Genomic DNA, 11,849 nt, shown 5'->3' with positions numbered 1-11,849 from the left:
GGCGGGTTCGGTGGCACGTACATGTTTCATGCTGCCATGCAAGATCCACACGGCGACGCCGGTGCCGTCCTCACTCGAACCGTGAGGCGTCCCCGGCGCCCCGCCGCACGATCTCCGCCTCGCCGCCGGAGAAGTCCACGACCGTGGTCGGCTCGGTGCCGCAGTCCCCGGAGTCCACCACCGCGTCCACCGCATGGTCGAGCCGGTCCTTGATCTCCCAGCCCTGGGTCAGCGGCTCCTCCTCGTCCGGCAGCAGCAGCGTGCTGGACAGCAGCGGTTCGCCCAGCTCGGCCAGCAGGGCCTGGGTGACCACATGGTCGGGGATGCGCACGCCCACGGTCTTCTTCTTGGGGTGCTGCAGCATGCGCGGCACCTCACGGGTCGCCGGGAGGATGAACGTGTAGCTGCCGGGGGTCGACGCCTTCACGGCCCGGAACACGTCGTTGTCGACGCGGACGAACTGGCCGAGCTGCGCGAAGTCCCGGCACATCAGCGTGAAGTGGTGCCTGTCGTCCAGATGGCGGATCGAGCGGATCCGGTCGATGCCGTCCCGGCTGCCGATCTGGCAGCCCAGCGCGTAACAGGAGTCGGTCGGGTATGCGATGAGTGCCCCCGACCGCACCGCGTCGGCGATCTGGCCGATGCTGCGCGGCTGCGGGTTCTCGGGGTGCACGTCGAAGTACTTCGCCACCCGGCGAGCTTATGCCGTACTCACGCGTCGCGCGCACCTCAGGCGTGCCCCGCCGCCCCGTCGGCCGGGCACTCCCGTCCGGACCGCCGCTCAGCCGCGCCCGCCGCCACCGGGGGCGGTCCTGGTCGCCCTGGGGTAACGTCCACGTTCGAAAGCCGAGGTCAACCGGACGACGAGGAGACGGACGACGTGGCCGCCCGAGCCGACGAGGGCCCCCACCCCCAGCAGCCGCACGACACCGACACCGCCTGGGCGGAGCAGCTGCTCGACCATCTGCGTCCCCCGGGCCGCGCACCGCGCCGGGTCGTCACCTGGCTCGGGAGGACCGTCGGGGCGACGGTCTCCCTCCAGGACGGGCACGGCTCCCTCCTCGCCGGTGAACCCCTGCCGCTCGACGGCACCGTGCTCGCCGACCTGATCACGGGCAGGCTCTCCTCCGCCGCCCTGGAGGACGGCGGCCACCACGTCCGCATGGTCGCCGTACGCCGACGGGGAGAGGGCCCGACGGCCGGAGCGGTGCTGGTGGTGGCCCGCCCGGACCCCTTCGACCGGCGCGCCGCCGAGATCGTGAACCGCACCGCCTGTGTGCTCGAACTGCTCCTGAGGGAAAGGGAGCTGACGAACGCCGGACGCCGGCTGCGGCGGGCCACATCCGACCTGCGGCTGGCCATCCTGCAGCTGCTGATGGTGGAGGACACCGTCTCCGCCCGCCGGGTCGCGGCCGGCCTGTGGCCGGGCCTGCTCGAGGAGGACACCGCCCGCGTGTACGTCGTGGAGGGTTCCCCCGCCGAGCGCGACGAACTCGCCGACGCGTGCGCGGACGTGACCACCGGCCAGGCACTCGTCGTGCGCTGCCCCGCGATGGACGGGCACGTCATCGTCGTCGGTCCCGGGCCCGCCGCGGGGGAGAGGCTGCGCACCCTCCTCCACGGCCGGCCGGGCACCTTTCTCGGCGGCAGCCTGCGCCAGTGTCTCGCCCGCACCGCCACCGCCTACGGGCAGGCCATCAGCGCCCTCGCGGTGGCCCGCTTCCGCCCGGACCAGACGGCTGTCTACGCCGAACGCAGCCACCCCGAACGGCTCATGGACCCCGCCGCCCTGCGCGCCTGGTCCGCCGGCTTCCTCAGGCCCCTCGACACGCTGCCCCACCACATCCGCGCCGAACTGCTCGCCACCACCCGGCTGGGCCTGGAGTTCACCGCCGTCAACGCGGCCAAGGTGCTCGGCGTCAGCCGCAACACCGTGCGCGCCCGCATGGACCGCGTCGAGTCCCTGATCGGCAGCGACTTCTCCGACCTCACCATCCGGGCAGCCGCCCACCTCGCGCTCAACACCGAGGCGGTGCAGGGCTCGTACGACGCCGACGGCACGGCCCACGCACCTGCGCCCGTCCGGCTCGGCGAGCTGCTCACCTCGGCCGCGCTGCGTTCCTGGGCCGAGGACCTGCTCGGCCGCCTCGACGCGGACGGCCGCGACCTGCGCGGCACCCTGCGCGCCTGGATCGCCGCCGGCGCCAACGCCGAACGCACGGCCCGGGACCTCGGCGTGCACGCCCAGACCGTGCGCGAGCACGTCCGGGCCGCCGAACCGGTCCTGGAACGCCAGCTGTTGGCCGCGGGCAGCGACCTGTACGAGGTCGTCCTCGCTCATCTCGCCACCGGCGTCCTCGCCGCACGCGCCCTCGACGGGGCGAACCGGGGTCAACCGGACTCACCTGTGCACAGGTGAGTCCTCTGCGCGCCCCAAGGGGCACCGACGCGATACCCACGGCCGTGCCCCGCCGTTAAGTTCAGCAGCTGCGGGGCACGACCGGAACGGGGGACCGGTCGGTGCCCCGTACGCCTCTAGGCGCCCAGCCGGACCGGCACCTCCCGCCAGCCGTGGGCGATGAACGACGGCACCTGCCGCAGCTCGTCGGCGCCGACCGCCAGCCGCAGCCCCGGGAAGCGGGCGAACAGCGCGGGCAGCGCCCTCAGCGCCTCCATACGGGCCAGCGGGGCACCGATGCAGCGGTGTACACCGACCCCGAACGCCAGATGGTCGTCGTCGCCGCGCGCCGCGTCGAAACGTGCCGCGTCCGACCCGTAGCGCGCCGGGTCCAGGCCGGCGGCCGCGTACGTCGTGATGATCGCGTCCCCGGCCGGGATCGTCACCTCCCCGACCTTCAGGTCCGCCACCGCGAACCGGAGCGGCAGCGCGGCGATCGACGGATACACCCGCAGCGTCTCCTCCACCACCCCCTCCCAGCCGACCTCCCCGGAGCGCACGGCCGCCCGCTGCGCCGGGTGCGTCAGCAGGGCCACGACCGCGTTGCCGATGAGATTCACGGTCGTCTCGAACCCGGCACCGACCACGAGCAGCAGCGTGTGCAGCAGCTCCTCGTCGGAGAGCCGGTCGCCCTCCTCGTCCCGGACCCGGATCAGCTCCGTGGTGAGATCGTCGCCCGGTTCCTTCCGCCGGTACGCGAGCAGCGCACCCAGCACCGTGCCGATCCGCTCCTGCACGGACGCCGCGTGCTCCGGGTTCGGGTCGGAGGTGTCGAAGATGTCCGTGATGAGCCGCGCGGCGTCCGCGCGCAACTCGTCCGGCACACCGAGCAGTTCGCAGATCAGGCGCATGGGCAGCGGATGGGCGAACCCGGCCCGCAGGTCGACCGCGCGGCCGTCGGCGCCCTCGGCCGCCAGCGCGTCCAGCAGGTCGTCGGTGATGGCCGCCACGCGCGGGCGCAGCGCCTCGGTGCGTCGGTGGGTGAAGCTCGGTGCCACCAGCTTGCGCAGCCTGGTGTGGTCGGCACCGTAGGTGGACAGCATGTTGACCACGCCGACCCAGGTCACGATCCAGCTCCAGGCGGGACGCTCACCGGTCTGCGGCCACAGCCGCCAGTGCCGGCGCGCGTCCTTGCTGACCAGGGGATCGAGGATCAGTTCCTTGAGGACGTCGTACCCGGTGGGCGCCCAGGCGGGGATGCCGCCGGGCAGTTCCACGGGGACGACCGGGCCGAGGGCGCGCAGCCGGGCGCTCTCCGCAGCGATGTCGGTCCCGAACGGGTCGAGCGGGATGCGGTCGGTGACGGTCACGACGGCTCTCCTGGCTGGTCGGGCTCTCGCGAGGCAGTCGTCGCCCAGTAGACACCGTCGCCGGCCGGGAGCGAACAGCGCATCCTCGATGCGTGGCCGAAAACCGACCAGGCGGGAACCTCACCTGGCCGCGGGTTCGGCCGGCAGGTTGAAGACGTGGTCAGGGGAGATGATCTCCGTGATCGCCTGGCCGAACAGGGTGCTCGGTTCCTGGTCGTCGTGGTCGATGTCGGTGTTGAGCAGCACCACCAACGTCGCCTGCGCCGAAGGGAGATAGACGGTCAGGGACTCGTAGCCCGGCAGGGAGCCGTTGTGGCCGATCCAGCCCTGCACATCGAAGATGCCCAGCCCGTACCCGGCGCCCGGGATCGGCGTCGCCGGTGTGGTGAGCCGCTGCTTCTGCACGGCCGGGCTGACCATCCGCCTGCCGTCCGGGAATTGGCCGGTCGCCACCGTCCGGGCCCACACCCGCAGGTCCTCCAGCTTGGAGATCATCGCGCCGGCCGCCCAGCCCCAGGACGGGTTCCAGTCGGCCGTGTCCTCGACCTTGCCGCTGGCCGTCTGGTCCGTGTAGCCCTGCGCGTGCGGGGCCGGGAACTCCGCACCGGCCGGGAACAGCGTGCTCGGCATCCCGGCGGGGCCGAGGATGTGCCGGCGGATGTAGTCACCGAGCTGCTGTCCGCTCTCCTTCTCGACGACCAGGCCGAGCAGGATGAGATTGGTGTTGCAGTAGGAGAACTTCTCTCCCGGCGGGAACAGCACCGGGTGCCTGAACGAGTAGTAGAGCAACTCCTTCGGCGTGAAGGCACGTTGCGGATCGGACGTGAGTGCCTTGTAGAAGTCGTCGTCCTCGGAGTAGTTGAACAGACCGCTGCGCATGCCGGCGAGCTGCCGCAGCGTGATCCTGTCCCCGTTCGGCACACCGTCGAGGTACTTGCCGATCGGGTCGTCCAGGCCGACCTTGCCCTGGTCCACCAGCTGCAGGAGCGCTGTCACGGTGAAAGTCTTGGTCTCGCTGCCGATCCGCATGTACAGGTTCGGCGTCATCCGCAGGCCGTCGCTCTTGTCGGCGACACCGAACGAGTTGACGTAACTGCCCCGGTCGGGCGTCCAGATGCCGACCGTCACCCCGGGCACGTTCGCCTCCGTCATCACGTTCTGCACCGCGCTGTCGAGTTGGCGGGCCACCGCCGGAGTGAGGGCGCGGACGTCCGGTCCCGAGGGGGAGGGGCTGGGCGACGTGGCGGCGAGCGCGGAGGTCGGCGCCGCTCCTGCGGGAGTGCCGGTGAGCGGCACCATCAGCGTCCCCGCCACGACGATGACCGCGGCCCCCCTGCGCAGGCGTGCGGACGAAAGCGACATGGGCTGACTCCAAGCACGTGAGAGCCGAACGTGCGGTGGGCGAGACGTCGGAGCCCTGTCTCCTCAATATAGGAGCGCTCACTGCGCTGCGCCTGTCGGCCGAGGCGCCCCGCTGCGGGATGCTTGTCGGACGGGCGGAAGGCCGCGTTCGAGGGGTGGGCTCACCCGACCCGGTTCAGGGAGCGGACCCACCGCAGGGCCCCGGCGGACCGCACCCGTGAGCCGATCTACGCCCAACTCGTCGCGTGCCGTGGGTCCGCCTCGCCGGTGTGACGCTGTGCACCCGGGCCGAACCCGAACGCTCCTGACCCGTCACCGCCCGCACAGCGGTGCGAGGACCGCCAGCGTGCCGTTGGCCTGCCGCAGCGCGGCCTCCAGGGGGCCGGGCGCGTGCAGCGCGCCGGTGCCGTCCGGCGGGACCAGCCACTCCAGGGAACGCGCCGCCCGGTACGGCGGCGGTACGGCCACCCAGGACCCCTTGGTCGCGTACCGCAGCCCGGCGCCGACCCAGCCGCCGCACGGATCCGGCGGGAGGAAGAACCCGACCCGCCCCGCGGCGGTGTCCACCAGGGTCGGCCCCGGCACGGGCAGCGAGGGCCGCCACAGCAGGTCCAGGGTGAGCAGGCCGAGCCGGTCGGGAACGCTCAGGACGTCCCAGAAGCGGCCCGCCTCCAGCAGCGCGATGCCCTCGCCGTGGTCCCAGGCCCCTTTGCACGCGCGCGGATCGACCGCCGCCGCGGCGAGCCACTCCACGCCCCGCATCCACATCGTGTTCGTCATGCACTGCTCCGCGTGATCCTGCACACCAACCCGGCATATGCATGCTCGTAGATATTTCTACATGACGGAAGGGGTGGCGAACCCTGGCGTTGAAGGCATCGCGTTCGAACTCCGGGCAATGGTTCGTCGGTCGGGCGCGAGTGTCATGGCATCCGTGCATCCGGTCAGCGCTTGATTCAATCGTGACTACAACAGATTCGAGCGCCATCTGTTGATATTGACACGCTTTCACTCGTACGCTCTCACTGTTCCGTCGTCCGTATCCATCGAGGTAACCCCATGGACCGCACGCGCCTGCACGCCCTCCTCGCCCGGGAGAGCGCCGACGCCGAACGCCGCAACCCACGCTCCCGGGCGGCATACGCGCGGGCCGACCACCTCTTCGGCCGGGTGCCGATGACCTGGATGAACAAGACCGCCGGAGCCTTCCCCCGGTACCTGGCCGAGGCGCGCGGCGCCAGGGTCGTCGACGTCGACGGACACGCGTACATCGACTTCTGCCTCGGGGACACGGGCGCGATGGCCGGTCACTCGCCCGCTGCCGTGACCGAGGCGGTGCAGCGCAGGTACGCCGAGCTGGGCGGGGCCACCGCCATGCTGCCCACCGAGGACGCCGAGTGGGTCGGTGCCGAGCTGACCCGCCGCTTCGGCCTGGCCCGCTGGAGCTTCTCGCTGACCGCGACCGACGCCAACCGGTGGGCGATCCGGCTCGCCCGCGCCGTCACCGGGCGTCCGAAGATCCTGGTGAACAGCTACTGCTACCACGGCAGCGTCGACGAGTCGCTGATCGTCGTCGGCCCGGACGGCCGGGGCACCGCCCGGCCCGGCAATGTCGGCGCCCCCTGCGACGTCACCCTGACCAGCCGGGTCGCCGAGTTCAACGACCTCGCGGGGCTGGAGCGCGAGCTGGCCCACGGCGACGTCGCCGCCGTCCTCATGGAACCGGCGCTCACCAACATCGGCATCGTCCTGCCCGAACCCGGCTACCTCGCCGGCGTACGGGAGCTGACCAGGCGGTACGGCACGCTGCTGATCAACGACGAGACGCACACCTTCTCCGCGGGCCCCGGGGGCTGCACGGCCGCCTGGGACCTCGAGCCCGATCTGCTCACCATCGGCAAGGCGATCGGCGCAGGCATCCCGGCCGGCGCCTACGGGCTCTCCGCGGACCTCGCCGAGCGGCTGCTGGGCCGCGCCGACCTGGACCTCGTCGACATGGGCGGCGTCGGTGGCACCCTGGCTGGCAACGCGCTGTCGGTCGCCGCGACCCGGGCCACCCTCGAGCACGTGCTCACCGACGAGGCCTTCGCCCGGATGACGAAGCTCTCCGAACGCTTCGAGGCAGGGGTCAGGGCCGGTATCGAGGCCCACCACCTGCCCTGGTCGGTCAGCCGCCTGGGCGCCCGCACCGAGTACCGTTTCACCGCACCGGCGCCCAGGACCGGCACCGAGTCCGCGGCCGCCGCCGACCCGGAGCTGGAGGACTTCCTACACCTCTACCTCGCCAACCGGGGCGTCCTGCTGACCCCGTTCCACAACATGGCGCTCATGTGCCCCGACACCACCGAGCAGGACGTGGACACGCACACCGAGGTCTTCGCCGCGGCCCTGGCCGAACTGACCGGCTGAGCCGGGACGTTCCTGCGCACCGGCACGAAAGGAGAGTCGTGGACGAGATCGACCGGGCCATTCTGCGCGAGCTGCAGACCGACGGCCGTATCGCCTACGCCGACCTCGGCCCGAAGGTCGGGCTGTCCGCCTCGGCGGCCCGCCAGCGCCTGCAGCGTCTGCTGGACTCCCGGGCCGTCCAGGTCGTCGGCGTCACCGATCCGATGGCCATGGGCGGGCAGGCCATGGCCCTGCTCGGCATCGGCGTCGACGGCGACCCGCGCACCGTCGCGGACGCCCTCGCCGAGCGCCCCGAGGTGGTCTACTCGGTGCTCACCTCCGGCGGGTTCGACCTGTTCGCCGAGGTGGTCGCGCCGGGCCCCAGGGACCTGCTGGACTTCGTCAACGACGTGGTGCGGCCCATCGAGGGCGTGCGCGAGATCCAGTCCTTCCCGTACTTCGGGATCCACACCCATCGCTTCCTGTGGGACGTGGGCTGACGTGCGTGCCCGCAGGGGCACGGGATGCCGAGGTCAGGCGACCGCCGGCGCGGGCTCCAGTACCAGCAGGGTGGCGTCGTCGCGGACCTCGAAGTGCCGTTGCCGCAGGTCGGCCCAGACGGCGCCGGCCAGCTCGGCGGATGCGGTCTCGGCGAAGTCGGCCAGCCGCTCGGGCAGCGGATAGAAGGCGCCGGAGGCGTCCCGCGCCTCCCAGACCCCGTCCGAGGCCAGCAGCAGACGGTCGCCCGCCCCGAGCGGCACGGTGACCTCCTTGGGGGGATCGGCACCGGACAGCCCCAGGCCCAGCGGGGCGGCCGACGTGACGGTCACCTCCAGGGCCCGCCCGCCGTGCAGCAGCACCGGTGCCGGATGCCCGTAGGCGACCACCCGCACCGCGCGTACGTCGGGCGTGAACTCCAGCAGCACCGCGGTCGCGAACAGCTCCGCATGCCGCACACCCGCCGAGTCCACCGCCAGCCTGCGGTCCATCCGGGCCGCGACCGACTCCAGGTCCGGCTGGTCCAGCACCGCCTCGCGGAACGCGCCCAGCAGCGACACCACCGTCGTCATCGCCGACAGGCCGTGCCCCTGCACGTCCCCCATGACCGCCCGGACGCCGTACGGACCGGCCTGTACGTCGAAGAAGTCCCCGCCCACCAGCGTCCCGTCCTGGGCGGCCCGGTAGAAGCCCGCACACCCCACCCGCCCGACATGCTCCGGCAGCGGCGGCATCACCGCCCGCTGCACGGCCTCCCCGATCGCCCGCTCCATGACCAGCTGGGCGTCCCGGAGCCTGCGCACATAGGAGAGGAACACACTCAGCATGGCGACGAACACGATGGTCAGCAGATCGGTGTCGCCGGGACGGTTCAGGTGCGTGGCCGGTACGTTCAGCGCCGCGACGACCAGAGCGCCGAGGACGGCGGTCGCCAGCGGTCCGTACGTCAGGACGGCGAGCGGCGGGATCGCACCCAGCAGGAAGCCGAGATCGCGCGCGTGCGGCGTCGCGACCGTGGCCCCGGTCACCACCACCAGCAGGGCCACCGGCAGCACCCGGAACCATCGCGGCGGCGGCGCGCCCTGCAGCCAGCCGCGTTCCTCCCGGTTCCGACGCGACGACCAGCCGCGCACCGACCTCACATCCCCACGCTACGCCGTCGCCCGGAGGGGGTGCCTCCCCTTGGCCGCGGTCCCGCGAAGCGGCAGGCGGGAAGATCCCGGGCCCCGGTGGCCGCGCCGCGGAAAACGGGTCGACACCTGCCTGGACCGCCGTCTAGCGTGTGCGGCACGCCCGAAGACATACGGAAGGAGGCGAGCGTCATGCAGTCCACAGTCGTCCAGCGCTCCCGCCTTCCCATGACCCGGGCGTAGCACGTCTGATCCGACCGGGAGCGCACCCCGCTGCACACAGCACGCAGCATGCATCCCGGAGGAATCCATGACCGCTGTGGTCGTCCGCACGCTCGACGAGAGCAGTGCTCACCTGTTCGATGCCCTGCCCGACCCGCTGGGCTTTCACGAGAAGCACCGCCGGACCCGGTACCGCCCTGACTGGAAGCGGGTCGCCCTGCGCGACGGCCGGGTCGTGGCCCGCGCCGCCTGGTGGGCCCGGCCCGAGGACCCCGAGCCGCTCGTGATCAACTGGTTCGACGTGGCCGAGGGCGAGGAGGACGCCGGAGCCGAACTCCTGCGGACGGCGCCCTGGCACACCGGGGAACTCGAACTCGACCTCACCGCCGGCTGGCGCGATCTGCCCGGCCTGACGGCCGCCGTCGCCGCCCGCACCGCAGCCGCCCGCAAGGCCGGATACGAACCGCTGGTGGAACGGTTCCTGTACCGCTGGACCCCGGACCACGGCCTGCCCGAGCGCCCCGGACGCCTCGTCTTCGCCGCCGAACCCGACGACGCCGTGTTCTTCGACGCCCTGCGCCGCATCCACGCCGGCACCCTGGACGCGCACGCCCGCCGGGCCATCGCACACGGCGGGGTGGACCAGGCCGCGCGGGAGGACCTCGACCTCTTCCACTGGTTCCCGTCACCGCGGGAGTGGTGGCAGCTCGCCCGCACGCCCGAGGGCGAGACGGCCGGCCTCCACATCCCCGCCCGCAATCCGTCCGGACCGTGCGTCGGCTTCATCGGCGTCCTGCCGGAACACCGCGGCCACGGCTACGCGTACGACCTGCTCGCCGAGTGCACCCACTTCCTCGCCGAACAGGGCGCCGAGTTCATCGCCGGCGCCACCGACCAGGGCAACTTCCCCATGGCCGCGCACTTCGCCCGGGCCGGATACCCCGTCGTACGGGAGCGGATCAGCTTCTGGGCCGACGGCGTTGTCAGTGCCGGGTGACATGCTGACGGAGCACTGATCTGAGCGGGACGGGGGAGGGGTCATGGGGTTCGACGGCGAGGTCCTGTTGCACATCGAGGGGGACCGGGCCTGGTTCCGGTGGAGCGGCGAGCCGTTCGAGGAGCCGGGGTGACGGCGGACCGGTAGGCCGGATCCCGCCTCAGTCGAGGGGATCGCCGTTGTGCGCCGGCGTGTGCAGCCGGTCGGGCGTGAGCGGGCTCATGGCGGTGACGTCGCGCGGGACGATCTGGAAGCCCTGCCAGTGGACCGGCATGGGGGTCTGGTCCTCGTCGCGCGGGACGTGGTGGAAGCCGACGTTGACCCAGACGATCGGATGGGTGAGCCGCTGGCCGTTCACGAACCGGTCGACCGTGCTCTTGCAGGAGGCCGAGCCGCTGATCGCGTTCTGGCTGGCGTACTTCTCGCAGTTCTTGTCCTGGGTGAAGTACACGTCGTGGCGGGTGTAGGGGTGCGGCGCGTAACTGTCGGTGTGCTGCTGGACGATCTCCCAGGACCGCAGGTGCCCGTCGGCGTTCCTGCCCGCCGTACCCGCTATGCGCCACCAGCGGCTGTTCGCCCGGTCCCCGGCCAGCTCCTTGGCGATGGTGCGGTGGGTGGTCCGCACCCGCGGGTAGCCGTCGGCGGAGGTGCCGTCGGCGTGGGTGTCGTACTGCTCGACCTGGGCCCCTGTGGTGCTGCTGGGCCCGAAGTCCAGCCGCCAGAACACGTTGTGGTGATGGCTGGTCGCCTTGTCGGACGCGCCCCGGCCGAGGGGCCGGCCGGTGCTGTCGGAGGCGTCGAAGTCGCCGGGGGAGAGGTTGCCGGTGGCGCCCTCGCGGGCGGTGACGGTGCCGTCGTCGGCGAGGTTCCACTGGGTGATGTAGTGGTAGTACCCGACCGCGTTGACGGTGTAAAGGACCAGGTCGTCGCCCTGGGCGCTGTCGCGCCGGGAGGGATGCTCGCCGACGTCGCCGCTGTCGCCCTGGTAGGCGAATCCGCGGTGCTGGACGGTCACGCACAGGCCCTTGACGGAGCGTCGGCGTCCGGTCTCCTCGTCGGGGACCTGGAAGCTCTTGAGCGTGCCCGACGGGCAGTCCTTCGGTTTGATCGGCAGGGCGAGGCTGCCGAACTCGTACTCGGTGACGTCGTTGTACTCGTTCGCGCCGTTGTCATAGGGCACGTTGATCTGGGCGAGCCGTGCATTCGCCAGCACCCTGATCGGCGTGCGCTCGTGCCGGGGCTGATACGTGACGTCGGCCAGGACCAGCCCGGCGACGGGGTCGTTGCGCCAGCACATCCGCCAGACGGTGCCGTTCGGCAGCTTCTTCTCGACGGTCGACGCGGGGCTGCAGGCGGCTCGCGGGGCGTGCGGGGCCGCGTCTGCGGCGGCGCCGAGACCGGCGGGCAGGGTGAGGAGCGCCGAGGCCCCGGTGAGGGCCAGGCGCCGCAGGAGTGCGCGCATGGGTGTGGGTTCCTCCGTGGTG

The 11,849-nt window shown here is 72.1% G+C and carries 10 protein-coding genes; 4 read left to right on the top strand and 6 right to left on the bottom strand.

The genetic code is table 11. The features are described 5' to 3' along the window. Window positions 1-70 precede the first annotated feature (70 nt). Window positions 71-691, bottom strand: a complete 621-nt coding sequence (locus ACZ5DS_RS19475; RefSeq protein ID WP_468239929.1) for an L-threonylcarbamoyladenylate synthase — start codon at window positions 689-691, stop codon at window positions 71-73. 189 nt (window positions 692-880) lie between these two features. Here ACZ5DS_RS19475 and ACZ5DS_RS19470 point away from each other — a divergent pair, with 189 nt between their 5' ends. Then, on the top strand, window positions 881-2,419 hold the full coding sequence (locus ACZ5DS_RS19470; protein WP_468239927.1) for a helix-turn-helix domain-containing protein: 1,539 nt from the start codon (window positions 881-883) through the stop codon (window positions 2,417-2,419). Between the two features lie 116 nt (window positions 2,420-2,535). On the opposite strand, the gene ACZ5DS_RS19465 is transcribed toward ACZ5DS_RS19470, so the two are convergent. The 3 genes from ACZ5DS_RS19465 to ACZ5DS_RS19455 all read right to left on the bottom strand — a co-directional run bounded on the left by ACZ5DS_RS19465 (window position 2,536) and on the right by ACZ5DS_RS19455 (window position 5,910). Further along, window positions 2,536-3,768, bottom strand: coding sequence for a cytochrome P450 family protein (locus ACZ5DS_RS19465; RefSeq protein ID WP_468239924.1), 1,233 nt, complete (start codon window positions 3,766-3,768; stop codon window positions 2,536-2,538). Between the two features lie 120 nt (window positions 3,769-3,888). Continuing rightward, a complete protein-coding gene (locus ACZ5DS_RS19460) occupies window positions 3,889-5,130 on the bottom strand; it encodes a serine hydrolase domain-containing protein (RefSeq protein ID WP_468239922.1) in 1,242 nt (413 codons plus the stop codon). Window positions 5,131-5,442: 312 nt separating this feature from the next. Next, complete coding sequence (locus ACZ5DS_RS19455; RefSeq protein WP_468239919.1) at window positions 5,443-5,910, bottom strand: hypothetical protein; 468 nt, start codon at window positions 5,908-5,910, stop codon at window positions 5,443-5,445. A 279-nt stretch (window positions 5,911-6,189) separates the two neighbouring features. On the opposite strand from ACZ5DS_RS19455, the gene ACZ5DS_RS19450 reads away from it, so the two are divergent. Together ACZ5DS_RS19450 and ACZ5DS_RS19445 are read left to right on the top strand one after the other, a co-directional pair. Then, window positions 6,190-7,539: a transaminase gene (locus ACZ5DS_RS19450; protein WP_468239916.1), complete on the top strand. Its 1,350-nt coding sequence runs from the start codon at window positions 6,190-6,192 to the stop codon at window positions 7,537-7,539. A gap of 38 nt (window positions 7,540-7,577) precedes the next feature. Next, window positions 7,578-8,018 (top strand): Lrp/AsnC family transcriptional regulator, encoded by a 441-nt coding sequence (locus ACZ5DS_RS19445; protein ID WP_468239914.1) that lies wholly within the window; start codon window positions 7,578-7,580, stop codon window positions 8,016-8,018. 33 nt (window positions 8,019-8,051) lie between these two features. On the opposite strand, the gene ACZ5DS_RS19440 is transcribed toward ACZ5DS_RS19445, so the two are convergent. Further along, entirely contained in the window at window positions 8,052-9,158 is a 1,107-nt protein-coding gene (locus ACZ5DS_RS19440) for a PP2C family protein-serine/threonine phosphatase (RefSeq protein ID WP_468239911.1), read from the bottom strand. A 298-nt stretch (window positions 9,159-9,456) separates the two neighbouring features. Between ACZ5DS_RS19440 and ACZ5DS_RS19435 the strand changes: the two genes are divergently transcribed. Beyond that, window positions 9,457-10,365 carry a GNAT family N-acetyltransferase gene (locus ACZ5DS_RS19435; RefSeq protein ID WP_468239909.1) on the top strand — a complete coding sequence of 303 codons (909 nt, stop codon included), beginning with the start codon at window positions 9,457-9,459 and terminating at the stop codon, window positions 10,363-10,365. A gap of 160 nt (window positions 10,366-10,525) precedes the next feature. Here ACZ5DS_RS19435 and ACZ5DS_RS19430 read toward each other — a convergent pair whose 3' ends face one another. Beyond that, window positions 10,526-11,827 carry a copper amine oxidase gene (locus tag ACZ5DS_RS19430; RefSeq protein ID WP_468239907.1) on the bottom strand — a complete coding sequence of 434 codons (1,302 nt, stop codon included), beginning with the start codon at window positions 11,825-11,827 and terminating at the stop codon, window positions 10,526-10,528. Between the last annotated feature and the right edge of the window lie 22 nt (window positions 11,828-11,849).

The sequence above is a fragment of the Streptomyces sp. NPDC031100 genome (genome assembly GCF_055570785.1).
The sequence above is the reverse complement of the archived record's forward strand: the minus strand, read 5'-3'. Positions and strand labels throughout refer to the sequence as shown.